This is a genomic window from Paenibacillus favisporus (genome assembly GCF_040545415.1).
Lineage (GTDB): Bacteria > Bacillota > Bacilli > Paenibacillales > Paenibacillaceae > Paenibacillus_AQ > Paenibacillus_AQ favisporus.
In genome coordinates, this window is the sequence record NZ_JBEPLV010000006.1 from 78,066 (window position 1) to 103,066 (window position 25,001).

The window sequence follows — 25,001 nt, forward strand, 5'->3', positions numbered from 1 at the left end:
GATGTTAAGGAAGATGGAGAGAATTGAAGAAACTCTTCGTGAGATAAGAGATAAAAAATAGGCAAATTTGTTCCGCTAACGGGGAACGATAGTTGAATAAACGAACATTTGAAGAAGCTGCAAGCGCAGATCGGCAGCTTTATTAAGCTAACGGGCAGTATGGCGCAACTAAGCTTTGATACAATATTTCTATACTTACAAATTCGTGTAGGGGTGGAATATATGTCGATTCGCTTTAAAAAGTTAAATCAGCTATTCATTATAGTAGCATTATTTATCTTCTGTGCAGGTTGTTCAGAGCAAGAGAACACAGCGAAAGATGAAGTCTTAAAAATAACAAAGTCACAGCAGCTGCAAGAACTTACCTTTGAAGATGGGATAAGTCAAGCTATCATCATTTTCGAAGACGATGCTGCTGACTTTAATAGGAGATAATGGAGCCTCCCCTGGAGTGATTTTTGGTCCAATTGAGAATGTTAAATTAAGGGTGGGATCTCTGGAAGATGAGGTAATGTTTAAGCCGAATTCTGAAGGTGAATTATTCGTGTCAATGCGTAACCCAATTCGAATTTTAACAGCAGCTAAAAAAGAATTGTATTTTAAGATTGAATCTGAAAATAAAAAAGTAAATATGAAAACTTCTTCATTTCTAGTTAATAAATAAGAGTTAGTGAACAGATTCCTAATCGTCAACAGCGTATTACGCTAACGGGTACAATAGCTCAATAAAGATTTTGAAGGCAGCCGATTACTTGGAATCGGCTGCCTTTTCTAAACGGGCAGTAAGTGTGGTATTAGCCAGAGGGTAACTTCGATTAAAATCAAATTATCCATTGTATCTTTCCTGGATAACAGATTATGCTAATAGATAAAAATGTGTGGAAAGGGAGGGGTGTGTATGCCATATTTCTCACTCTAGTCTGATACATGATGTATAACAAATACAGACGAGAGGAGAATCAACATGCAATCCGAATTATCTATGATGCGATTAGAAACAGAGCGTCTAATCATTCGCCCTTACATCGAAAGTGATTTGATGGAATCGTTTGAGCTGATGCAAAACCCAGAGTTGTTCACTTATATGCATATGGGAGTTTTATCGTTCGAAGAATATAAAGGACTATTCAAGTGGCTGATCGACAGTTACAATACGCCCTTTAACATGCCATTTAAATACTCCTTTGCGATACGAACCAAAGCAACAGACGCTTTCATCGGCTGGTGTGGTGTGGGCGTACTTGATTTAAGTGCTCCTGATAAAGAACTGTATTATTTGATTGGCCGAGACTATTGGGGGAATGGTTATGCAACTGAAGCAGCCTCCGCCTTAACAGCCTATGCCTTTGATGTTATTGGGTTAGACAAATTGTTCGCTAAGGCCAATTCACAGAACACTGCTTCAATAGGAGTCTTTAGGAAACTAGGCTTTGTATTTGAACGCGAACTTATGGGTTTGACAGGTGATTACGAGGAATGTAATGGTGAGTTATTGCATGTTCTCACAAAGGAACGATTTCGCAAACAGGCAGAAATATGATTTGAGTGATGTCCATCCTGTAAGGGATGGATTTTTTATAAACTTGCCTTGAGAACGGATCATTCCACTACAAAAGACGGCTCAATGAAATCATTTGAAGGCAGCCTGTGAATAAGTCGTTATGTGAAAAGCATGCAACGATAAAATCTAATTATGAGGAAGAAAATTTATGAAGGCTAATAAACCCCTAAAGAGAAAATCCTTCGGTTTTATCGTACAAACTGATCAGACGGGAAGAAAAAAATTATTAGTTTACTCGAATGAGCCAGGTGTACAGTTTAGGTTACCTGGTGGAAATATTGAGCCTGGAGAAACGGCTGAAGAGGCTCTATATAGAGAGATGTTGGAGGAGTCTGGGTTGACTAATTTACTGATGACGAAGAAACTCGGAGTTCAATATTATTACAAGGAATTTATAGAATCAAATGTGGAACGACATGATTTTCTTGTTGTACCGGATAGAAAACTTCCAGACGAGTGGGAATATATTGGCACAGGAGATGGAGGGGATCAAGGGAGCAAATTTAAGTACCAGTGGATTACTAAAGATGAAATTCATTTAATAGATGAGGAATTTAGAAGAGATATTAAAAAGAGTTACTTAGAAGAGCTATTCAGCTAACACGAAAGAAGCATGCCTATCATATAACATCATATCTACGCTGCGTCGCTACATTGCTCCGTAAGCCCACACCTTCACAAAAGGGCAGACTATGTCTGTCCTTTTTGGTTTTCTTAGCGGTCATTTATATTTTTTAGAAACCCTCCTGATTGACTTTCGATTAAAATAAACATAAATTGAAATGTAGGAGATATTTGGAAGGAGCAATTTTAATGCCAGCTAACCTGTAATGGTCCATTTTATTGAATAGTGCAGAAAAAAATTCTATTTATGACCAAGGGATTCGTCTGCCTATTTTGACCATTATGGGAACGCAAGGTTGTTATTATCTTGAACCGAAGCGGAACCCCCTAGGGTTATTCCGCTTTTTTTTGTTTTTTTCTAAATCCGTCTCCGATGCAACCAAACACTTGCGTTCCTTCTAATTCGTAACAAAGAAATAGGAGGAAATAAAAATATGAGTAATATTCAAATGAACCATAATGAAACTAGCCTAAAATTAAAACGGTATATGCATGCTTTAGCAAGTCGTGGTTATTTTAATGGTGCTATTCTGGTCGCTCAACATGGTCGTATATTATTAAACGAAGGCTATGGTATGGCAAACTTCGAACATGATGTCCAGAATTCACCGAATACAAAATTTCGTATTGGTTCACTCACGAAGGCTTTTACTGCAATGGCAATATTACAACTTCAAGAACAGGGGAAACTGAATGTTCATGAGTACATTGGTCAATACCTGAAGGATTATCCAAACGGACATCTAATTTCATTACATCATTTATTATCTCATTCTTCCGGTATTCCAGATTATCCGGGTTTCCCTGGATACTGGAAACACACACAGAGGCTTTATTCAACACTTGAAGAGACCATTCAGATGATAAAGGATAAGCCTTTGGAATTTACACCGGGGGAAGAACATAGGTATTGCAGCTCTTCTTATATTTTACTGAGCGCAATTATTGAAAAAGTATCGGGGATTTCCTACGGAGAATATATCAAAGAAAGAATTTGTCAGCCTTTACATTTGGAAAATACAGGTATTGAAGACTGTAGGACGATCGTTAAAGACCTCGCTTCTGGGTATTCCGTATGCAAAGAAATAATTCATGCTGAATATGTAGATATGACTCTTCACCTTGGTGCCGGTGCAATGTATTCTACAGTTGAAGATCTATACGTGTGGGATCGAGCCCTTTACACTGATACTTTGGTCAGCAAAGATTCTCTTAAGATCCTCTTTGACCAATACACGACGTACTGTGGAAGTTATGGCTGGGTTGTTGATGAACAAAAAATTAACAAGCAACCAAGGAAGCGTATTGGACATTTTGGAAGCATGAACGGTTTTTGGTCTGATTTCAACCGATATGTTAACGATGACCTTGTTATTATTGTACTGAGTAATTTTGATTTAACTCCTGTTCAACGAATTAGCCATTGCTTAGCTGAGTTAGCATTAGGGGGAGAACTGCAGGAACTAGGTACAACAAACCCTATACACATTAACGATTCTATATTAAAACAACTTGAGGGTATTTATGAATATGGAGAAAAAACAGAGCAAGGTCAGAACTTTGAGCGAAATTTGAAAGATGCTTTGGATCAATTAATCCATATGGATATTCCTAAAATATCAATTGGAGTATTCTATAAGGTATTTCAAGAGTATGGAATTAATCCTAACTCGACAATCATAGTTACCTATGAAGATAGCAAATTGTTTTTATTTATGCAGAAGAATCATGGCGCATGGTATAAGTATGAAATTTACCCGGTATCAGATCAAGCAAATTCAATAACATGTGTAGCGAAGGATCTTGACGAGAGGGTGGTTTTCAATATTAAACCAAGTGGTGGGGTTCGCATATCTCATTTTGATGTATATGGTAATGATACTATAGCTTATAAAACTCAGTAACCGTTCGGAGATCCGAATGGCTTACGATTGCCTAAAGGCAGCCGACTTTTTGGTCGGCTGCCTTTCTATCAACTAACCAGGAGGTATTGTTTCTATCTGCAAAGGTTTTGAACACTCCGTATTTTAGTAGAATTATTGGGAAAGTCACGCATAAAGTGAGGAGATTTGAATGACTAAAAAGCCGCTGATTTATTTGCTCGCCAGCGTAGTTATTGTGGTAGTGGCATTCTTGCTGATGAACAGGGCATTATTTACAACCCAGGGACATACGGTTGCGAAAAAGATAGACGAGCCTCCTGTAAAGTCGCTAACCTCCGCAGCTGCTTCCGATACTGCAGCGGCAGACACGAAGGGGAATCCGCCAGAGACTGATAAAAACGGAAGTATAACAGAATTTCACTGAGGTGCGATATTTTAATGATGTTGGAGAAGTTTGCTGACGGGCCACTGCTTCACCTTCGTTCAACTAACGGGCAGGTTAGTTATAATGTACTCAGCCGTTGGATGAATTCAATTGGGGCGACAGCAATTTCTCGGAGCGTTTCATAACATGCGGAAGGAGTATCCCGGGGTAATGGACCCTATGGGATACTCCCTCCGTTAGGGACTACGCTCTTGCTCCGCCGTCCACCGGCAGAACGACGCCTGTCACGTAAGAAGCGCGATCGCTCAATAACCAGGCAGCTGCTTGTGCGATCTCATGAGGATCGGCAGGACGCCTAAGAGGCGTCACAGAGCTGCTTTTTTCAATAATATCTGGAACTTGTGCAACTAACCCCTCGATCATCTCGGTCATGGTGGTGCCAGGTGCAATAGCGTTTACGCGGATACCAGAAGGCCCGTATTCAATGGCAGCCGTCTCGGTCAGACTATTAACAGCCCGTTTGGCGGCTCCGTAGACAGACAACCCGGGATTACCTCTGAAGCTGCCCACGCTGCTGTTATTGACAATGGCACCGGTACCTGCAGTATCGAGCATTGCCTTGATTTCCGCTTTCATTGCCACCCAGATTCCTTTGTAATTTACAGCTTGAAGAAGGTCAAAATCCTCTTCTGTGACCTCTGTTAAGGGCGAAAGGGGAGCCCCAATACCAGCATTATTGAATGCTATATCCAGGCGACCGTGACGCTCAACGGTCGTTTGAATCGCCCGTTCGATGCTGGCGGAATCGGCTAGATCGGCTACGATGTAATCGGCTTTACCGCCTTTCGCGATAATTTCCTCAACTCCAGTGCGTAGAGCTGCCTCTGTTCTTGCGACGAGAGTAACCGCCGCTCCTTCTTCGGCGAAGAGTTTGGCTGCCGCTGCTCCGATGCCGCGGCTGGCCCCTGTAACCAGAGCTACTTTATTGATAAGCATTCCCTGAGCATTGTAGTTTTTGTGCTGTGTTATTGATTGCATGGCCTGTCTCCTTTAAAGTGGGTAATGGTTTGAAACGTTTCAAACGGAGTTGAAGCGATTTCTATGATTGAGTATAATTTTCTAATACACTTTTAACGAGAGGTTGCTTAATCATAGGTTTCCGAGTAATAGGTTAGGAGGGATTGAGATGAACGATCGCGAGCGCCGTTCGGCTCTTGGTGATTTTTTGCGTAAACAGAGGTCAAGCCTTTCTCCAGAGGATGTGGGATTGCCGACTGGGTCGCGCCGCCGGACAGCCGGATTGCGCAGGGAAGAGGTCGCACAGCTGTCGAATATCGGCACATCCTGGTATATGTGGCTGGAGCAGGGACGTGATATCCGTCCGTCAGTACAAGTGTTGGAAAGCCTTGCTTCGGCTCTAAAGCTTAATCCCAATGAACGACGCCATCTTTTTTTTCTTGCAGGAGAATCACTTCCTCCTTACTTGTCTCCTCATAAAGAAAGTATCGGGTCAGCATTTCAAAGGATGCTGGATGACCTTACTCCGAATCCTGTATATATTCTGGGAAGACGCTGGGATTTTGTGGCCTGGAATGATGCTGCAAATGAGGTTTTCTCTATTTCCTCGGCATCCCCGCCTCATGAATTCAATTTAATCTGGCGGTATTTCACGGACCCGGTATGGAAGGGACGCTTCAAAAATTTCGATCAAAAGGCTACGGGAATGATTGCGGAATTCCACACGGCATCAGCCCGCTACGTTGAAGACTCGTCTTTTGCCGAATTAATAGAAGATCTTAAACGAATAAGTCCTGAATTTGACCGGCTATGGCTGCAGCATGAAACGCCCGGCTCTCTTGAAGGATTTAAAGAAGTGGAGCATCCCTACATGGGGCTGCTTGAGTTTGATCATATTACCCTGCAAATCCCCAATGATCCTGATATGAGAGTGATGATTTACATGCCTCTACCAGCAACAAGATCAAAGCTGGAAAAATATTTGCCAAAGGGATCACCTGCAAAAGAAAGTAAGGGATAACATCATTATCCTAAGCGCGGGGGGCTTTCGATGTGGGAGTTTTATAATGTCGGAGGACAAGAACGTACACGTATAAGAAGTCGCGGGATCCGCGGCTTTTTTTGTTTTAACGATGCAAGTTCTTGCCCTGAGCTAGGGATATGAACTTGCATCGTTAGCCTGGATAAGAATGGTTAACCGATGAAGTATCAATTACGAGGTTGGCGCTCAAAACGTTACTACAAATCAGTGCCTGCGGCCATAATCCCCCCCTTTATTCCTCGAAATCGGTACTCATGTTGTCAATTAACGGGCAGGGGAGTTCAATGTTTTTCGCGAATACCCTACATATGGATTATTTACGAAGACCGTGAATAAGTCGTTAGCCGAAAGCTGAATAGAGATAAAGTAGAGGAGCCTGAAATGAATAAATCCAAAAATATCATAACTATATTAGCAGTTGTAGTTATTATTCTAGTAGTTTTTCTAATATATTCTATGAATTTACAAATGAACAATAAAGAGATTTTAAAATACAAACAAAACATGATTGATATGGAATTTAAATATCAGTTAGGTGAATCAGCTACATGTTTTAGTAGGGATTTTACCGGTGGAAACAACAGTAATTATGAAAGTTGTGTAGGTTCAGTAGCTGCAGCTTCAGCCGTATCTAAACCCTCGTCTTATGAAGCCACTAATGATTTGATAGATGTAGGACTTGATGGTTTATACAAAGCAATGATAAATGGAGACAAGAAAGAAATAGTAATAGGTAAGGCTGAGGAGATAAGAAATATCTTCATAAAATTAAATCTAGATCCAACAGATATAGAAACCACAGATGAACTAAACAATCTTGTTGCAAGTCTTTATAAATAAAAGAATCTCTAAACGGCCCGACTGGCAAGTCTGATTTACGCTCATACAGGGGTAGCCTAAAGTCCGCAATCGTAGTGCGGATTACGTGGTTAATGCTGATTTGGCGATTATGAATGCCGTGGTAAGACTTGTAGACTGTCTACTTCTCGTCATAATATTAGTTCACTAAAATATGCCAAGAAAGGAATATAATATTATGAAAAAGGTTCTAACAGGAATTTTCGCTGCATTCATTTTATCTATCTCTTCACCTGCATACGCGGCAGATATGCAAATAAAAGTTGAAGGTATTACCATTGCCTCCGCTGTGAAGCCCGAAATAAAGAACAATCGAACGATGGTGCCTTTGCGTTTTATCAGTGAAAATTTGGGAGCCAAGGTCAACTGGTCGGGTTCGGAAGTTACGCTCGCAAAAGGCGATATGCTGGTAATCTTAAAATTGAAGAGCCGTACGGCGATGAAAAATGGTAAACCTGCGCTACTGGATGCAACCCCATATATCAAGAATGATCGCATCATGGTTCCGCTTCGCTTTATTGCAGAAACGTTTAATTGCAGCGTCGGATTCAGAAATTCGACAGTATCTGTTGAACCTGCCCCATTTGTTCTAGATGGAGTGAAAGTCAAAGCATTGCAATACGAAGTTAACTATACAATGGGCAGCATAGTAGAAGAAATTAATGGGAGTGCCTATATCGAAGCGATTTATCATATTTTTGACAACAAAGGAAGTAAGTCGAATCCCCCTGCCAGTTACACTTCGAGTGTTATAGAGCTTACAAGGGTGGATTATTACATGAGTGGAAAGTTTGATTTTTTGGATCAAAAAGGGAACAGCATGAAACAATTTTATCTCTATACTTTATCTCATTCCGAGGGCAATCCCAGTGTTATGTTATATGATGCGACTGAAAAACAATGGTACTCGTTTACCTACCCAGCATTTCAATCGATTGATCAGTTCATTGAAACTGCCGGGAAGAACGGTTTTCTGACGACGATCAGTGATACAAATCCATAACAATTAGAGGCAGCATTCACATATATGTAGGCGGCTGATATCGGCCTGAATTGCCGTTTCTATGGGGACATCCTTCATCAGGACGAGATGCAATGGTCTCGTGGGTTTCAGGGCTTTTCCTGAGGTAGGAAAAGCCCTTTCTACATCCTCGTATGCGAAATGAAAGTCTGTTATATTGAATTCTCTTGTAGCAATGCTTTTAATCCTGCCGTATTTATTACATTCCATGGTGTGTTTAATTCTGGCTGAAAGAAGAAGTCGGCATATGCCAATTGTTCTAATGTGCATCCGGTTTGAATCGCAAGGGAGACCGTATTGATATTAGCAGTCAAATCAACTTTAGACATGATTTGTCCCCCTAAAATCTCAAAAGTTGTTGGATCGTAAACCAGTGTGAACATAACGTTTGTCTCCGGAGAGAACAGGGACGTCTCTTGTTCCAAGTAAACGGATTTTATTTCAATGCCAAGCTTTTTTGCCGTTTTATCATTCAAACCCGCTGTAGCGAAATAATAATCGAAAAAATGCGCACCTGAAGAGCCTTGTACACCAGGAAGCGGATGAATGGCTTCGAATAAGTTTTTTACTGCATAATGTGCTTGACGACGCGCGTTGGTTCCTAATGAAACATTCATCCGCATTTTACCGGGATTGTACCAAACCGTTGTTGCATCCCCAATGGCGAAAATATCGGGATCACTTGTACGCATGTATTCATCTGTTTTAATTCTGCCATCCGGCAATAATTCCACTGCGCCTCGCAACCATTCCGTGTTGGGACGATTGCCGGCAGACAAGATGACCAGGTCAGCTGAGTAGGTGCCTTTTTTAGTTACAACCTTGACGACTCTATCATTTTCATCACCGACAAATTCGATGATCGAGTTGCCCAGTGCCAATTCGACATCGCGATCTTTCATTTCTTTTTCAAGTACATCCGTAAATTCTTGATCTAAGTAGGAGCTTAAAGGACGATCGTTGATGTCCATTAACGTAACCTTTTTCCCTGACTCGGCAAATAAGGAAGCTGCTCCGGTCCCAATGTACCCTGCACCAACAATAACAACGGTTTTAATATCTGGATCTGCAGCATGTTTTCTCATATTGAATATATCTTGTCGACTGCTCATCGTACCGATGTTTTTTAAATGATGTCCAGGGACAGGAAGAATAAATGGCTTTGCACCTGGACTTAAAATGATTTTGTCATAACCCTCCGTTCGCGTTTCCCCTGTCGCATGATTGAATATTTCCACTTGGTGTTTGCCAGGTTCTACTTTAGTTATTTCAGTGTTGCCGAAGACGGTTACTCCTTGTTGTTGAATGGATTCAAGATCCTTGGCCGGAATGGAGGAGAAGTCTCCTTTGTCATACCATTGAACGTTCGCTTTCGGGCACATCAATCGTAACGCTTCAACCGCTTCAATACCTCCGTGCGATCCTCCTAAAACAATAGCTTTCATGATGACCTCTCCTTTAAATACATCTCTGTATCTTATTTTATAATTAGGATACATTATTGTATCTTAAAAAGTCAATTAGATACATATGTGAATCTTATTCATTTAAGATACAGTTTGATGTATAATGAACGTACAAGGAGAGAAAGAATGATGACCGAATCCAATAAACACCGCCGCCGCGGCGACCAATTACAAAATGATATTTATGCAGCTACGTATCGTCTGCTGGAGACGGAAGGGTACAGTGCGATTAATTTTTCGCGTATTGCTCGTGAGGCGAACACCAGTCGTTCGGTGGTTTATCGTTATTGGGATACCCCGTTTGATTTAGTGTTTGCAGCTGTCCAACAACGGATGCAACAATCGGAAGAGGAACTCAACAATTTGGATTTTGACAGAGGCAGTCTCCGTGATAGTTTAGTATATGTTGGTCAGTATTTTATTCTGGAGTCCAACAATGGACCGTTTAGATTGTTTAAAATGCTGTTTTCCGAGATGATTAACCAGCAGGAGCGAGAACGGACAGGCCAGATGTTGGCCAAAGCAACGGGTGCCAATATTAAGATGATGGATTACGTTCTTCAACGGGCCGTACAACGGGGAGAAATCACAAAATTCCCACCTAAAGCGACCAAACTAATTCTTTTTGAGCAAATTCGTTATACGTTTATGCTTGAAAATGGATTGGTGTCGGATCAGAAATTGGAAGAGATTGTTGATCATGTGGTGTTGCCGGCAATTTTGTATTTTTCTAAACAGTGAATAAGCTGGGTACCGGAGCTTAGCTTACACACTTGTTGATCCATCATAGACTGGGGCATATGCTCCAGTCTTTTTTTTGTTGCGCTCATGGCCATGTAACCCTAAAGCGAGGTCCGGCTGCCTTTCAGGCAGAAGCGGTGATATTTTGCAAAGTAAACAAGTACAAATTTAGTGAAAATAGTTTAAGATAGGGATGAAATAATATTTTGTAATTAATTTGTATTTATGAAATTTTATTGGAGGGTTGTCATGGTGAACCGTTTCTGGCAAACGTATCGCACAGTGCTGTTTTGTCGGTTATTCGCTAACTACTTCGCACTGATTCTTACCCCAGTCATCGTAGCCGCCGTACTGACCAATTTTTTTGTCGTCCGGTTGATTGAGCATGATGCGGAAAGATTGAACAATACGATCATGCAGCATTTCTCGGAGCAAACCGACGACACCTTCGCCTCTCTCGAAGGCGATATGGTGAACATGCTGTCAACTGCAAGCCTCAAGAACTTTCCCGGAACGTCCGGCGATCCGGCCGACCTCACGCAGCACTATGAATGGATTCACTCGCTCATGCAACAAATGAATAAACTGGATTCGGAAGATCTGGTGTACAAATCGTTCCTGTACTTTGCGAGCGAAGATCTTGTCATCGACGGCAATACATACAACAACAAAGACGAGTATTTCCGGGAACAGTATCTGATTAAAGATACGGATATGCCATCCTACTTTGCCAATTTTACTGGCAAGAAATCGATGGTTTTTACAAAACCGCATACCGTATTTGAAAGGCCGCCGTTCACTCGGGACATCGTCTCAACCCACTCGAACACCGCCATGCTGATGAGCTATCCATTCAACAATAGCAATCCCGAAGTCTATTTGGTCGTGAATCTTGATCTAGATGAGCTTCGCGGGCGATTGGGCATTCAGGAGAAGTGGGTAACGGATACGATGCTGGTCAACTCGTCCGGCTCTGTCCTGATCTCGAACGGATCGTCCGAGCTACAGCCTGATTCATTTGCAGCAATGATCCGGATGAATCCGGAACAGACTTTATTTTTAAACGAAAATAAGAAAGCGCTATCATTTACCAAATCCCGATTCAACGATACTTGGTATTACGTAAGCATGATCGATCTGCCCACCCTGATGAAGCCGGCAAGCACGATCCGCACGATGACGTTCGTACTGCTTGGCATGTTTATCATCGTAGGCGGCTTGGTTTCTTATGATTTGAGCCGGAGATTGTACAATCCGATTCGCGAAATTAAAACGGGGCTGGAATCGCAGCATCCGCATCTGGACGACGCACCCGGCTCCCACAGCGGCAACGAGTTCGATACGATAAAACGGTTTTCGCATTTGCTAATCTCTAAGAACAAAGAGCTGACACAGACCGTAAACGGCATGTTCCCGATCGTCCAGGAGCAATTTATTGTTCGAGTGTTGTTGGGTGAATACCGCGACAGCTTGTCCATCGAATATTACGCGAAAGAAATTTCCTTCCCGTACAAACCGATATCAGCCGCAACCGTCCTCTGCATTGATATCCAATACTATTCGCCATTCGCGGAACAGCTGTCTGAAACGTCCAAATCATTTATGCTGGCCGAGCTGAAGGAGAAGATTCGCAAGCTGTCCCCGGCGATGGTTTGGGTATGTCAAACACGTTCCGAACAATTGTCCTGCGTATTACATCACGAAGAGAATGGGCTTTGTGACCCCAAGGAAACAGCGAATGTTATCAAGCTGCTCCTGGAGCATCCTTATTACAAGGCTTCCATTGGGATCGGGGAAACAGTCCATTCCGTCGCCGCCCTCCATCAGTCTTACAACCATGCGCTTGCGATGCTCCATTATAAGAGCTTGCACCCTGGTGCCGAGATTTGCAGCGAACAAAGGGTATGGAAGGAGCGATCGTCAGGAGACAGTTTCTTGTCTTCTCAAGAAGTGAACCGGATCTTCAATAGGTACAAAGCTGGTGATTACAAAAACTTGCTTCAGTCCGTGTTCGACTTGCTGGACGCAGGAATGCGAAGCAATGCGAACGCAGATCAGATGAAGAACTTGGGCACCGATGTGCTGAATACTTGGGCCAGGGCCATCGAAAGTGAGCAAAACGATTTTGACATCTCGGCATATTCCGATTTGTTTGCTGCCATCAACCGCTGTGTAACCTGGGAAGAAATGAGGCAAACATTTCGGGAAATACACGGCTTATTGTTCCGAAAAATCGAAGTGCCGGATCGTAAACAACAGTTTGCCGAAATTTTGGACTATATTCGAACCCATTATAACGAAGAACTCTCCATTGAGCATTTCGCGGAGCAAATGAACATGTCCGCCGGGCATTTCAGCCGCATGTTCAAGGAAGAGGTGGGTGAGAAGTATGTAGAATACATCGCCAAGTACAGGATTTCCAAAGCGAAGCAATTTTTGCTCGAAACGGATATGAAGATCGACGATATAGCCGAACAAATCGGCTATTGGGGAAGGAACTCATTCATCCGTAATTTTCGCCGTTACGAAGGAATTACCCCGGCTAAATATCGCGCGATCCATCAATCATGAGTCTTCTTTTTTTCGAAGTCTCATTTTTTTCACCTGCTTATCATGCGAGTGGCGTTGTGATGCGGTTTGTAAAAATGGAAACATCCCGAAAACATGGTGCTTTACCCGCGGGGTGCCACCACATATAGTCAGAGCAAAGATTCGGTTGGCATTCAAACGCCTGCCAAAGGAGGTGAAACCGTTGTCATTGGATCGAAGCGACGCCGCGAACACACAAATACCAGCCCGAGATCAAAGTGGAAAGGGCACTTCTCTCCGATTCAAGCTGAAGAAATACAAAACGTTATATTTGCTGATGCTGCCCGGCATCCTGTATTACATCCTCTTCAAGTACGCACCGATGTACGGGGTGATCATCGCGTTTCAGAATTTCTCGATCGGCCGTGGTATCATGGGCAGCAAGTTTGTCGGCCTGCAGCATTTTATTGATTTTTTCCTCAACACGCCTGATGCCTGGAAGCTGGTTCGGAATACGGTCATGCTCAATGTATACGACCTGATATTTCGTTTTCCGGCACCAATCATCCTTGCCTTGCTGTTCCATGAAATCCGAAGCCGGAAGTTCAAATGGTTCGTGCAGAGCGTCAGCTACATGCCTCACTTTTTATCTACCGTCGTGATCGCCGGCATTATGGTGACCTTTTTGTCGCAGCAGACCGGAATTGTCAATCATATACTCGACTGGCTCGGCTTCGGGCGAATTATGTTTCTCGGCGAGCCAGGTTGGTTCCGTACGATCTACGTAGGCTCGGAAATTTGGCAGACGATCGGCTGGGGCACCATCTTGTACTTGGCGGCTATTGCCGGCGTCGATCCGACGTTGTATGAGGCTGCAAAAATCGATGGCGCCAATCGCTTTCAACAAATGCGTCATGTGACCTTTATCGGTATGATTCCGGTTATGATCGTCCTGTTTGTCCTGACGCTTAGCCACTTTATGGAAACCGGCTTCCAAAAAATTATTTTGCTGTACAATCCGATGACCTATGAAACCGCGGATGTCCTCAACACATACATTTATCGCCGCGGCATCCTATCCGCCGACTTCAGCTTCGCTACGGCTGTCGGTTTGTTCCAGTCGGTGATCGGATTCGTGCTAGTCATCTCAGCGAACCGTGTCGTCAAGAAATTTTCGGACACAAGTCTCTGGTGAAGGAGGCCGAGAAATGAAAATCAAGGAGAGCTTCGGCTCGAAGTTATTTGACGCTGTAAATATCTTCCTCATGTCCATCCTCATTATCGTCATGGTCTATCCACTCATATATGTGTTTTCCGCTTCTATCAGTGATAACGCCATGGTCATGAGCGGGCGGGTCGTTCTCTGGCCCAAAGCGATCAACTTGATTGCTTATGAACGGCTCCTCGGCAATCCGGATCTATGGATCAGCTATTGGAACACGATTCGCTATACCGCCGTTCAAACCTTTTTATCGCTCGCCGTTACATCTGCCATGGCTTATCCGCTTGCCAAAAAAGGGCTCCCTGGCCGTCCGCTGATATTGTTTCTGGCGGCCTTCACGCTGATGTTCGGAGGAGGGATGATCCCGACCTTCCTTGTTGTACAGAAACTGGGACTGCTTGATACGATGTGGGCGATCGTGCTGCCGTCGCTAGTCAGCACTTGGTATCTGTTCATCATGCGCACCTTTTTCGAAGGATTGCCGGAAGAGCTTGAAGATGCCGCCACCATTGATGGCTGTGGCACGATGCAGGTGTTCCTAAAGATTGTACTTCCGCTTTCGCTTCCGGTACTCGTCTCCATTGGTCTGTTCACCGCCGTTAATCAATGGAACTCGTTCTTCGATGCGCTGATCTATTTGAACGATCGGAGCATGTACCCCTTGCAAATCATGCTGCGCAACATTATTATCGCCGGCTCGAATGTGCAGGGCGAAGGCAACACGGACTATATAGAGACGCTGAAATACGCCATGATTACGATTGCTACGGTACCGATACTATGCGTGTATCCGTTCATTCAAAAATATTTCGTACAAGGCACCATGATCGGCGGAATCAAAGGGTAGATGTAGATTCCACCGAACTTATTCCTATATATCCGATGTCAATATAAGGAGGGTATAAACAAGTGAGTAAAAGAATGATGGCCATCATCCTTTCTGCCGTTATGCTGAGCGTTCTGACCGCAGGCTGCAGTGGAAAAGGCGGGAAGCAAGAAGGGGCAAATGGAGGAGGGACAGACTCGCAAAAGCCAATTTCGTTCTCTTGGCTGGTTTACGATCGCCCGGAAGGAAAGGTAAAGAATGATTGGGAGATTTTCAAGGAAATCGAAGCGAAAACGGGCGTCAAAGTGGATTGGCAGGTCGTCAGCCAAGAAGGCCTGACAGAGAAGCGGCAGATAATGATCGCTACCAACACGGTCACTGATTTTAGTCAGCCGACAAATCAAGAGGCTAGGGAGAACGGGCCGGAGAACGTGTTCCTGAATTTGAACGATTATTTGGATATCGCGCCCAATCTCAAAAAGTTCTATGAAACTTATCCCGAAGCGAAAGCTGTGGCAACTGGAGCGGATGGCGGTATCTACGACGTTCCTGTACTCGAAGGTGACCCTGCTGGGAAAGGCTTCAATTATATTTGGATGGCGCGCAAAGATTTGATGGATAAATACAGCTTGAAAGCCCCGACAAATATTAATGAATTTTATCAATTCCTGAAAGACTTGAAGGCTAAAGAGCCGGATAGCTACCCGCTCAGCTTCAATACTCCGGTCACGGCAGATACCGGAATGTATACCGTATTCGGAAAGATTTTCACAGGTATTACAGGCTTTTTCAATCAAAGTCCGACGGAAGATAAGTATGAGTTCGCGCCGTACAATAGCGGATATAAAGATGCACTTGTATTTATGAATAAGCTGTATACAGAACAGCTGCTCGACCCCGAATTTTATTTGTTGACCCCGGATCAGTGGGAAGAACGGTTCTTAAAAGGGAAGTCGTCCGTAACCTACTACTGGAAGGCGGAAGTGAACCCGACGATCGACAAAGCGAAGCAAGCCGGCACGCCGGATTACGATCTGGATGCGCTTCCCGAATTTGCCGCAGACGGCGTAAAGACCTACCAGTTTTCCCGTCCGGTCGTAGGGTCGGTGGGGCGGGCCATTTCGGCGAAAGTCAAAGATAAGGAAAGAGCCGTCAAATTTCTTGATTATCTAGTGAGTGAAGAGGGCACCAACTATTTATCGCTCGGTATTGAAGGCAAATCGTATACCCTTGAGGATGGGAAGCCGGTCTACATGAAAGAGTTCGGAGCTAGCCCCTATGTGCCGCTGCGCCGCGATTTCGGCGTATGGTACGACAACATTTCGCTGAACAACGCATTGGCACGTCAAACGTGGGAGAGAGGTCTCGACGACAAAAGCAAAGCGATCAACAGCAGCTATGAAAAGTTCATCATTCCCGCGCCTAAGGCACTCGTGAAGACTACGGAAGAGCTCGATCTGGAAAAATCAAAGCTGACCCCGCTCACCAAGTTTTTGGAGCAGAAAATTACGGAATTCGTGACAGGCAAGACGCCGATTACCGACGCAAACTACCAGCAGTTTTTGGATCAATTGAAGAAGCTCGGCTCCGATGAACTGCTGGAGATGTACAATACGGCATATCAGCGCACGTATGGTTCCAAGTAAGCGGTAAGATTCAAATCAAAGGAGGGCATGGAATGCGATCCGCATCGTTTATCGTTGATGCTGACATCCACAATGCGATCGACAAACTGCAGGACTTGCTGCCTTATTTACCGAAAGTATGGCACCAACAATGGCTCGAAAGTGGTATCGGTGTGCATGGGCAGTATTATTCGCCCGTAGGTGTATTGCGTCAGGATGCAAAGCCCGACAATGGCGCAACCCCCGGAAGCGATCCGCAGTTTGTCCTGCAGCATTATATGGAACCGTTCGGAATCGATTACGGCATACTAACGGGTGGGGGAGAACAGGGCCTTTCACTTCACGCCGATCCAGACTATGCGAATGCCGTAGCTGCCGCCTTCAACGATTGGCTGGCGGATCATTGGCTTAGCGTCAGCCCAAAATTCAAAGGCTCCATTCAGATCAACCATTCCGATCCGGCCGAAGCCGTCAAAGAGATCGACAGGATGGGGCCGCATCCGGGCATGGTGCAGGTCGTTATGGGAAGCGGAGCGCGTATGCCGTACGGCAACCGCTTTTACCATCCGATCTATGAAGCAGCAGAACGGAATGGACTGCCGGTCGCCATTCATCCGGGCACGGAAGGAAAGGGGATATCCGGCGCCCCGACACCGGCCGGGTACCCGACCCGGTATATGGAATGGCACAATATTCTACCTGCGAATTTTATGACTCATATCAATAGCCTGGTATGCGAAGGGGTGTTCGAAAAATATCCGAAGCTTAAATTTGTAGCGATCGAAGGCGGTATAGCCTGGCTGCCCCATTTGATGTGGCGCATGGACAAAAACTATAAAGCGCTGCGCGATACCACGCCATGGCTCAAGCGTCTACCATCGGAGTATATTGTGGAGCATGTGCGGGTAACAACGCAACCGATCGAAGAACCGAAGCAGCCGGAACATCTGCTGCAAATCTTTCAGATGATGCATGCTGAACAGATCGCCATGTTCTCATCCGACTACCCGCATTGGGACTTCGACAATCCAAAAGTCGTGCTGAGAAACCTCCCCCAGAAGTTGAAAGAGCGTATTCTAGGGGATAACGCGGCAGAGCTGTACGGCTTCCCGATCCCGGAGGGGCCTAAGGAGGCGGATCCCGCATGAGAGTGAAAGTTGCGGAGCCAGATGCGATCATTGACGGCGGCAGACTTATCGTAAAAGTGAAAGAGATGGAAATCGGCCTGTTTCGGATCGAAGGTAAATACTATGCGTGGCGTAACGTTTGCCCGCATGCGGCGGCGCCGGTATGCGCGGGGGCGATTCGAGGGACCCGGCTTCCTTCCGATGTTTACGATTATTGTTACGGATTGGAAGATCGAGTGCTGCGATGCCCATGGCACGGCTGGGAATTTGACCTGAAGAGCGGTCATCACCTGGCTCCAGGCAGCGACGCGAAGCTGCGTGGTTATCCGGTGGAAACCGACGATACCGGGGTATATGTTGTGTTACGTAAGAGGAATTGAAGATTGGTTTGCGGCTAAGGATATGATTCCTTAGCCGTTTTTTCTTTTAACAATATAAGTACTTGTCGAACTAGAAGACATAAAAACAAGCAGAACAAACAAGAAAAACATTTGAAGGCAGCCGACAAAAGCCGGCTGCTTTTTTCATTAAGCTAATGGGCGGAATGGATAAAAGAGGAAATTTTAATAAGACAGAGAAATAGTAATTGTTTTGAGCAGAAATCATGTTTTATTCGTCTCTACAAAACAAATGACTAAGGAGGGGTATATTGAAATATTATTTATCATCATCCTATAAAATAGGAACTGAAGAAGTTAAATTGAAAGAAATGACAGCAAATGGGAATAAACATGTTGCTTTTATTCATAATGCATTGGACTATGTGACTGATTTGGAAAGAAGAAACAAAAGCGTTGCAATGAACATTTCCGATCTTGAAAAATTGGGCTTTAATGTGGATGTCTTAGACTTAAAACTGTATTTTAATAACTCAAAAGCACTTAAAGATAAACTCGAACATTACGATGTTATATGGGTTAGAGGTGGCAATACATTTGTCTTAGCACAGGCCATGAAATTGAGTGGTTTTGATGAAATTATTAAAGAATACCATAGGGACAGTAAGAGTATTGTTTATGGGGGATATAGTGCAGGTGTATGTATTCTAGGACCAACACTGAGAGGGATTCACTTAGTAGATGACCCCGATCAGAAACCATACGGAGAACAATATCAAACGATTTGGGAAGGTTTAAATATTTTGAATTATGCTATTGCCCCACATTATAAATCGGACCATAAAGAATCTGAAGATATGGATAAAGCAGTTGAATATATGATCAATAATAAAATCCTTTTTAAAGCTTTGAGGGATGGAGAAGTAATTATTATCGAATGAATGTAGTGAACCGGACTGGCTGGCTTTATTCAACGGGCAGGATAGTTCAATTATTTCTCGAATATTTTCTTTTTGTAGATGTAATATACTCGAAAGAAGAACTCACAAGAAGAGAGCAAATCAGTGGAGATCGAAAGATTGGACTAGCAAATTCCCTGTTCGACAAAGTATTTTCCTTTAATGAATATAACCTTGAAGTAAATACTGAAGAGTTGAGCCCAACAGAATGTGCGGAAAAGATACTAAGTTCCTCCGTCTGCCCGACGGATGTTGGAATTACGCTAACGGGGTATTATAACTCAACAAATGAAGGAGCAGTTTTTGCCGGTGGCAGCTGCTCCTTTTATTTATCAAATGGGCAGGTATACATAAGAACGAATCGAAGCAATAGATGATCTCCAAACAAATTCACCAAACAAATGGAAAGAGGTAAACTGGATGAGAGCATTTATTATTACAGGTACGTCTCGTGGTTTGGGTTACGAGATCTGTAAACAGCTTATTAACCGTAATCATCTTATCTTCGCAGTTGCAAGGAACCATAATGACTCTCTGAACGAATTTGCAGCTCGACACGATTGTAAATTACATTTTGTGAAATATGATCTACAAAACACGGATGGCATATCAGAATTAATTAGAGGGATAATGGAACGAGTTCGTGATGAAATAGAGTCGATCACATTGATTAATAACGCAGCTCAGGTAACACCATTAGGGAATATAGACGATTGTAGACCTGAAGACGCAGTAAAAAGTATACAAACCAACTTGTTAGCGCCGATCTTGTTAACCCAGTCTTTAATAAACCAAACGGATGAGAGGAATGTCCATCGTATCATTGTAAACGTATCCTCTGATTCTGCTAAAGATGCGGCAGCTGGCATGAGCTTGTACTGTGCTTCAAAGGCTGCTTTGAATATGTTCACGTCCTGCATACAATTGGAGGATCATAAAGCGCTAACTATATACAAAGTAGATCCGGGTATGGTTGATACCGATATGCAGAAGGTGGCACGGAACCAAGAAGGACTAGCAGTTTCGAATTTTTTTAGAGAAGCCAAAGAAACAGGTGCCTTGAAATCTGCGGAAGATGCTGCGAAAAAAATTGTTAGAAGGGTTTTAGCTTCGCAATCTTAAAACAAATATGGATGATACATAAGCTAAGGACAGTTAGCAGCAATGGGGGATGAAAATGGCTAAAGAAGTAAGCATTTAAGCTAACGGGCAGTTTTGCGCAACATGACTGTCTGAAAAAAATTCTGATTCTCCCTTGAACCTTACGTTACGTAATGATTTATAGTGAACCTAACAGCAGAACAAACACAGGACAAGTGCCAAAAATAGAACAAGATAAATTCGAAAACGGAGGAGAAACAGACATGAGGAAACTCGTATTGTTCATGCATGTGTCGCTAGACGGGTATGCGTCGGATTCGAACGGAGGACTGGATTGGATTCCGTATAACGAGGAATTCGAGAAGTACGCCGAGGAGGTCGTAGCCGAAGTCGGCTCTCCCGTATACGGACGCACGACGTATCGGATGATGGAGAGCTACTGGCCCACGGTGCTGGATAATCCGAATGCGTCGAGGCACGATATGGAGCATGCCAAATGGGTGCAGGATGTTAAGAAGATCGTCATCTCCGGCACGATGGACAAGGCGGAATGGAACAATACGATCCTGATCAAGGACAATATCGCAGAGGAAATTAAGGCGCTCAAGGAGGAGCCTGGCAAAAATCTCGTTATCTTCGGCAGCCCGGGGGCTGCGAAGACGCTGCTTGAGCTCGGCCTGATCGACGAATTTCTACTGACGATTTGTCCGGTTGTCCTGGGCGGTGGAAATTCGGTTTTCGACGGCGGCGTCGAGAAAATCAGGCTCAAGCTGCTGTCCAGCCAAACGTTCAAGTCGGGCATTATCGCGACCCGCTATGAGTTGGAGAAATAGTCGTGCCGTACAATGTGTTCCGCTCTAACGGGGAACGATTGCTTAAAATACAAGTCGGCAGCCGGCCAAGAAGCATGGCTGCTGTCTTTATTTAGCTATAGATCAGTTTACATATATCGTTAAAACAATAAAAGCTCTAAGCGTACAACCTTCCTTATGGACATTCGTGTATAGCACTGCTATAATGGGCGTATGAACACATATGACAAAATATTAGCAGCTGCTCTTAAGGTACTCGAAGAGGAGGGCGGAGCCCAATTTTCGACGCGAGCCGTAACTGCGATCGCACAGGTTACGGCTCCTACGCTCTACCATCATTTCGGCAGTGCCGATGGACTCCTGAGTGCAGCTATAGTGGAAGCGTTCAAACAGTTATTTAAAAGCAAGATTGCCGCTGTGGAGTCGGCCATTCCAGAGATGGCTCTTCGTCAAGGATGGGATGACTATGTCCGCTTCGCGGCAGCCCGTCCTCGGATTTATGCGGCGATGATGGGGCGGTTGCTCGAGGGAGCCCATATCGAGGCGGCAGATCAGTCGCACCAAGCACTGGTGCAAAATGTTCAGAGAGTCGCCGACGAAGGCAAACTGGCAGTGTCAGTCCAGGCTGCGGCAGATCTGGTCTGGGCTTCTGCGAATACGGCCTCTTGGCTGTATGTGACGGCCCAGGTTCGTAAGACACCCCCACCCCAGCCCGACGTCGTTGATCTCATTCGGGAAAGCGTAATGCAGATCATTTTGATCCAAAGGCCGGAAGCCGATTCAAAATGAGGAATTCGATAAGAAAGATCGCCTATCCAACCTGGACATCCAGGAGGATGGCGATCTTTTTTATGTTTGGAGGATGCGAGTCAAACGATGTTCGAACCGCCGGACAATAACTCTAGAAAATATATAGCACCGCTATAGACAGTTTTGTATAGCGGTGCTATAATAACCGTATAACAGTGCTATACCGTGATCCACATCTTACCAAACCTAGGAGGGTTACTATGCCATTCAAAACTCAAGAGCTGGTCGTCGTCACAGGTACATCCAGCGGCATCGGCAGGGCTACCGCGGAGCAGCTCGCCGCTGAAGGATTTCACGTTTTGGCGGGGGTTCGTCGTCAGGAAGACGCCGACAAAATCAAACGCAAAAATATCGAACCGGTGATCGTCGATGTTACCAATATCAACACACTAAAGGCGCTGGCCGAACGGGTGGAGCAAGATCCACTTGGTCGCCCTTTGCGGGCAGTGGTCAACAATGCCGGCATCGCCGTTAATGCCCCTCTCGAGATGGTTCCGCTGGATGAATTTCGCCGCCAGATCGAAGTCAGCGTGATCGGGCAGGTCGCGGTTATTCAGGCACTTACCCCGGCCTTGCTGAACAGCGGCGGACGCGTGGTCAATATCGGTTCGCTTGGGGGCAAGGTTTCCATGCCCGGGTTCGGAATTTATTCGGCTGCAAAGTATGCTATGGAAGCGATCAATGACAGTCTCCGCAGGGAGATGTCCTCGTTTGGCCTCAAGGTCATCATGATCACGCCGGGTGGCGTCAGCACAGGCCTGTCGGAGCAAGGGATTACGACGGCAGAGCGGCTGGCGAAATTGATGACGCCGGATCAGCACAGGCGCCATGATCGTCTTTTTGATGCCGTGAAGGCTCAGGCTGAAACATGGGCAACGGACGGTATCCGCCCCGAGAAAGTGGCAGCAGTGGTTTCACGAGCCATCCACGTAAGTAAGCCGCGCACCCGCTATACGGTCGGTCGCGATTCCGCGCTGCTGACCCGACTGGTCCGAATTCTCCCAGACAAACTCCTCGATCGGATGCTCCGCAGCCAGATGAAATTGCAGTAACGGGAGAATGAATGATGTCACAAAAACAATTTGAACATGCCATTATTGTAGGTGGATCTTTAGGTGGTCTAATGATGGGGCTTGCGTTATCCCGTTCTGGTTATACAGTGACCATTCTTGAACGTGCAGATTCATCATTAAGAAATGGTGCTTTTATTCGCTTACACACAAAGCCCTATCGTAACAGTGAAATTGAACGTGAATTAAGACACTTGGCATCCAATGGTAGCAACCATGTTGAAGCTTGGTCAGCCATTCAAGAACGTTTGCGCTATGCGGTCGCTAAAGAACCTCGTATTACCCTTCGGCACCATACACGAATTGTTAGTGTTGGGCAAAATGAATCATCTGCTTGGGCTACCAGTGAAGAGAAGCAGACGTTTAAAGGAGACTTTTTAATTGGCGCAGATGGATATCGCAGTATTGTCCGCCGTTATTTAAGCCCTGACAAACCATTTGCAGATTATGCTGGCTATCTGGCTTGGGTAGGGAAAGTGGATGAACATTTGCTGCCCAAGAAAGACTGGAAAAAACGGCAGCTTTCGAGCGCTTATTTCAACGATAGTGCTGCCGGTAAATTGACAACTGCGGTGATGCCAGGGAAAGAGGGGGGTACCCATCCTGGCCAGCGATGGCTAGGTTTTTGCTGGTTTGATCATTCGCATAATCCATTGCTGTCTGAATTAGGGGTGTTAAAGGACGGGGTTGCCCAATATTCCCTATACGGTGAAGCTATTCCGGATTCGCTGCTGGAAGAACTATCACAAACCAGCCAAGCCAATTGGAGCAAAGAAGATGATGCCATTTTGCAAATCGCGATTAAGGACCGCAGTTTAATCGGGGCACCTGTTAATGAATACATCCCTAATATATTGTCAAAAGGAAGAATAGCCATGATCGGCGACGCAGCTCATACCATGTCACCAATGACGGGCGCAGGCTTTAATGACTCACTTGATGATACGGTTGCCATTATAGACTCTATTAAACAGTATCCGAATTCGATCATAAATGCTTTGAGTGAATACCAAATACGCCGATTAGATGTAGTTCGTCAAGATGTTCTTGCGGGCCAAGGCTTTAATCGTTCTTTTGGACGCTTATAACAGCATTAAGCTGGGGGCCATTGATACACTGGAATTTTAAGCATAAACGGGGAATTTGCCCATTTGAGAAAACGGTAATGCAGAAACTGCGAAGTATTTATAAATTAGGAGGAATTAGCATGAACGATACAAAGAACCGTTACGTTACTGTACTCTGGGAGGCGAGAGCTAAAGCAGGGAGAGAAGCCGAGATGAAGGCATTCATGACTGCTGCTGTCACCCCGTCGCGCAACGACTTGGGCAACATTGACTACGAGGCTCACGAAGTAGAAGGCCAGCCGGGCACATTCATCATCTACGAGCGCTGGGAAAACCGGGATGCCCTCGATCGGCACCTGAACGCCCCCCGAATGAAGGAACTGGTACCCCAGCTCTTAGAGTTGATGGAGGGATCCATTGAGGAAGGGATTCGGCTCCTGCAGCCGTTCCGCCCAGCGCAATAAGAGCAACACCAAGGGGTTAAGGACTCTAGTGGAGGAGGCAAAACATTGGCAACAATCGATGATTTTACAGCACTAGATATTCGTGTCGGAACGATTAAGGAAGCGGAGTTTTTTGAAGAAGCAAAGATCCCTGCGATAAAGCTTAAGATTGATTTTGGACCGGAGATCGGGATGAAATCCTCAAGTGCACAAATCACTAAGCGATACAAGGTTGAGGAAATTGTAGGGAAGCAAATTATAGGAATCGTCAATTTTCCTCCTCGGCGCATTGCGGGATTCAAATCGGAGGTATTAGTGTTGGGCGGAGTCCCGGAAAAAGGAGATGTTATTCTATTAAAGCCGGATACTGAAATGCCTAATGGTACGCCTATTGCGTAAAAATAAGGATCTACCTAAATTGTTTTCATCAATGGAATAATACTTGGAAATAAAGGAATTTAAATTTTAAAAGCG

Annotated in this window: 26 protein-coding genes and 1 pseudogene; 25 read left to right on the top strand and 2 right to left on the bottom strand. The window is 44.6% G+C overall.

Features of this window, described 5'->3' with window-relative positions:
• Positions 1 to 108: 108 nt before the first annotated feature.
• From ABID47_RS24310 to ABID47_RS24335, 6 genes are all read left to right on the top strand, one after another.
• A complete protein-coding gene (locus tag ABID47_RS24310; protein ID WP_354500565.1) occupies positions 109 to 435 on the top strand; it encodes a hypothetical protein in 327 nt (108 codons plus the stop codon).
• Positions 410 to 664: a hypothetical protein gene (locus ABID47_RS24315; protein WP_354500567.1), complete on the top strand. Its 255-nt coding sequence runs from the start codon at positions 410 to 412 to the stop codon at positions 662 to 664. The genes ABID47_RS24310 and ABID47_RS24315 overlap by 26 nt, the downstream gene beginning before the upstream one ends.
• A gap of 300 nt (positions 665 to 964) precedes the next feature.
• Positions 965 to 1,540, top strand: coding sequence for a GNAT family N-acetyltransferase (locus ABID47_RS24320; protein ID WP_354500569.1), 576 nt, complete (start codon positions 965 to 967; stop codon positions 1,538 to 1,540).
• Between the two features lie 169 nt (positions 1,541 to 1,709).
• Positions 1,710 to 2,162, top strand: a complete 453-nt coding sequence (locus tag ABID47_RS24325; protein ID WP_145141343.1) for an NUDIX domain-containing protein — start codon at positions 1,710 to 1,712, stop codon at positions 2,160 to 2,162.
• Positions 2,163 to 2,619: 457 nt separating this feature from the next.
• Positions 2,620 to 4,089, top strand: coding sequence for a serine hydrolase domain-containing protein (locus ABID47_RS24330; protein ID WP_354500571.1), 1,470 nt, complete (start codon positions 2,620 to 2,622; stop codon positions 4,087 to 4,089).
• Between the two features lie 169 nt (positions 4,090 to 4,258).
• A complete protein-coding gene (locus ABID47_RS24335) occupies positions 4,259 to 4,492 on the top strand; it encodes a hypothetical protein (protein ID WP_354500573.1) in 234 nt (77 codons plus the stop codon).
• A 204-nt stretch (positions 4,493 to 4,696) separates the two neighbouring features.
• On the opposite strand, the gene ABID47_RS24340 is transcribed toward ABID47_RS24335, so the two are convergent.
• On the bottom strand, positions 4,697 to 5,491 hold the full coding sequence (locus tag ABID47_RS24340; RefSeq protein ID WP_354500575.1) for an SDR family NAD(P)-dependent oxidoreductase: 795 nt from the start codon (positions 5,489 to 5,491) through the stop codon (positions 4,697 to 4,699).
• Between the two features lie 148 nt (positions 5,492 to 5,639).
• Here ABID47_RS24340 and ABID47_RS24345 point away from each other — a divergent pair, with 148 nt between their 5' ends.
• From ABID47_RS24345 to ABID47_RS24355, 3 genes are all read left to right on the top strand, one after another.
• Positions 5,640 to 6,491: a helix-turn-helix transcriptional regulator gene (locus tag ABID47_RS24345; protein ID WP_354500577.1), complete on the top strand. Its 852-nt coding sequence runs from the start codon at positions 5,640 to 5,642 to the stop codon at positions 6,489 to 6,491.
• A 402-nt stretch (positions 6,492 to 6,893) separates the two neighbouring features.
• The gene (locus tag ABID47_RS24350) at positions 6,894 to 7,352 is read left to right on the top strand and encodes a hypothetical protein (protein WP_354500579.1); all 459 of its coding nucleotides are present in this window, start codon (positions 6,894 to 6,896) and stop codon (positions 7,350 to 7,352) included.
• A gap of 196 nt (positions 7,353 to 7,548) precedes the next feature.
• Positions 7,549 to 8,373 carry a copper amine oxidase N-terminal domain-containing protein gene (locus tag ABID47_RS24355; protein ID WP_354500581.1) on the top strand — a complete coding sequence of 275 codons (825 nt, stop codon included), beginning with the start codon at positions 7,549 to 7,551 and terminating at the stop codon, positions 8,371 to 8,373.
• A 170-nt stretch (positions 8,374 to 8,543) separates the two neighbouring features.
• On the opposite strand, the gene ABID47_RS24360 is transcribed toward ABID47_RS24355, so the two are convergent.
• The gene (locus tag ABID47_RS24360) at positions 8,544 to 9,836 is read right to left on the bottom strand and encodes an FAD-dependent oxidoreductase (protein ID WP_354500583.1); all 1,293 of its coding nucleotides are present in this window, start codon (positions 9,834 to 9,836) and stop codon (positions 8,544 to 8,546) included.
• Positions 9,837 to 9,983: 147 nt separating this feature from the next.
• On the opposite strand from ABID47_RS24360, the gene ABID47_RS24365 reads away from it, so the two are divergent.
• The 16 genes and pseudogenes from ABID47_RS24365 to csaA all read left to right on the top strand — a co-directional run bounded on the left by ABID47_RS24365 (position 9,984) and on the right by csaA (position 24,926).
• On the top strand, positions 9,984 to 10,598 hold the full coding sequence (locus ABID47_RS24365; protein ID WP_354500585.1) for a TetR/AcrR family transcriptional regulator: 615 nt from the start codon (positions 9,984 to 9,986) through the stop codon (positions 10,596 to 10,598).
• A gap of 249 nt (positions 10,599 to 10,847) precedes the next feature.
• Positions 10,848 to 13,169, top strand: coding sequence for a helix-turn-helix domain-containing protein (locus tag ABID47_RS24370; RefSeq protein WP_354500587.1), 2,322 nt, complete (start codon positions 10,848 to 10,850; stop codon positions 13,167 to 13,169).
• Positions 13,170 to 13,464: 295 nt separating this feature from the next.
• Positions 13,465 to 14,322, top strand: coding sequence for an ABC transporter permease (locus tag ABID47_RS24375; protein WP_251678884.1), 858 nt, complete (start codon positions 13,465 to 13,467; stop codon positions 14,320 to 14,322).
• A gap of 13 nt (positions 14,323 to 14,335) precedes the next feature.
• The gene (locus ABID47_RS24380; protein WP_354500589.1) at positions 14,336 to 15,196 is read left to right on the top strand and encodes a carbohydrate ABC transporter permease; all 861 of its coding nucleotides are present in this window, start codon (positions 14,336 to 14,338) and stop codon (positions 15,194 to 15,196) included.
• 62 nt (positions 15,197 to 15,258) lie between these two features.
• Entirely contained in the window at positions 15,259 to 16,821 is a 1,563-nt protein-coding gene (locus ABID47_RS24385) for an extracellular solute-binding protein (RefSeq protein WP_354500591.1), read from the top strand.
• A gap of 32 nt (positions 16,822 to 16,853) precedes the next feature.
• Positions 16,854 to 17,948, top strand: a complete 1,095-nt coding sequence (locus ABID47_RS24390) for an amidohydrolase family protein (protein ID WP_354500593.1) — start codon at positions 16,854 to 16,856, stop codon at positions 17,946 to 17,948.
• On the top strand, positions 17,945 to 18,307 hold the full coding sequence (locus ABID47_RS24395) for a Rieske (2Fe-2S) protein (RefSeq protein ID WP_354500595.1): 363 nt from the start codon (positions 17,945 to 17,947) through the stop codon (positions 18,305 to 18,307). The genes ABID47_RS24390 and ABID47_RS24395 overlap by 4 nt, the downstream gene beginning before the upstream one ends.
• Before the next feature lie 269 nt (positions 18,308 to 18,576).
• Positions 18,577 to 19,206, top strand: a complete 630-nt coding sequence (locus ABID47_RS24400; protein ID WP_354500597.1) for a Type 1 glutamine amidotransferase-like domain-containing protein — start codon at positions 18,577 to 18,579, stop codon at positions 19,204 to 19,206.
• A 68-nt stretch (positions 19,207 to 19,274) separates the two neighbouring features.
• Positions 19,275 to 19,454: pseudogene (locus ABID47_RS24405) on the top strand (phosphotransferase-like protein); the annotation flags it as partial.
• A 190-nt stretch (positions 19,455 to 19,644) separates the two neighbouring features.
• On the top strand, positions 19,645 to 20,346 hold the full coding sequence (locus ABID47_RS24410) for an SDR family NAD(P)-dependent oxidoreductase (protein ID WP_354500599.1): 702 nt from the start codon (positions 19,645 to 19,647) through the stop codon (positions 20,344 to 20,346).
• Positions 20,347 to 20,588: 242 nt separating this feature from the next.
• Positions 20,589 to 21,158 carry a dihydrofolate reductase family protein gene (locus ABID47_RS24415; RefSeq protein WP_354500601.1) on the top strand — a complete coding sequence of 190 codons (570 nt, stop codon included), beginning with the start codon at positions 20,589 to 20,591 and terminating at the stop codon, positions 21,156 to 21,158.
• Positions 21,159 to 21,350: 192 nt separating this feature from the next.
• On the top strand, positions 21,351 to 21,926 hold the full coding sequence (locus ABID47_RS24420; protein WP_212970922.1) for a TetR/AcrR family transcriptional regulator: 576 nt from the start codon (positions 21,351 to 21,353) through the stop codon (positions 21,924 to 21,926).
• A 221-nt stretch (positions 21,927 to 22,147) separates the two neighbouring features.
• Positions 22,148 to 22,999: an SDR family NAD(P)-dependent oxidoreductase gene (locus tag ABID47_RS24425; protein ID WP_354500603.1), complete on the top strand. Its 852-nt coding sequence runs from the start codon at positions 22,148 to 22,150 to the stop codon at positions 22,997 to 22,999.
• A gap of 11 nt (positions 23,000 to 23,010) precedes the next feature.
• Positions 23,011 to 24,105: an FAD-dependent monooxygenase gene (locus ABID47_RS24430; protein ID WP_354500605.1), complete on the top strand. Its 1,095-nt coding sequence runs from the start codon at positions 23,011 to 23,013 to the stop codon at positions 24,103 to 24,105.
• 119 nt (positions 24,106 to 24,224) lie between these two features.
• Complete coding sequence (locus tag ABID47_RS24435; protein ID WP_076177137.1) at positions 24,225 to 24,548, top strand: putative quinol monooxygenase; 324 nt, start codon at positions 24,225 to 24,227, stop codon at positions 24,546 to 24,548.
• A 45-nt stretch (positions 24,549 to 24,593) separates the two neighbouring features.
• A complete protein-coding gene (gene csaA, locus ABID47_RS24440) occupies positions 24,594 to 24,926 on the top strand; it encodes a chaperone CsaA (protein ID WP_354500608.1) in 333 nt (110 codons plus the stop codon).
• Positions 24,927 to 25,001: the final 75 nt, after the last annotated feature.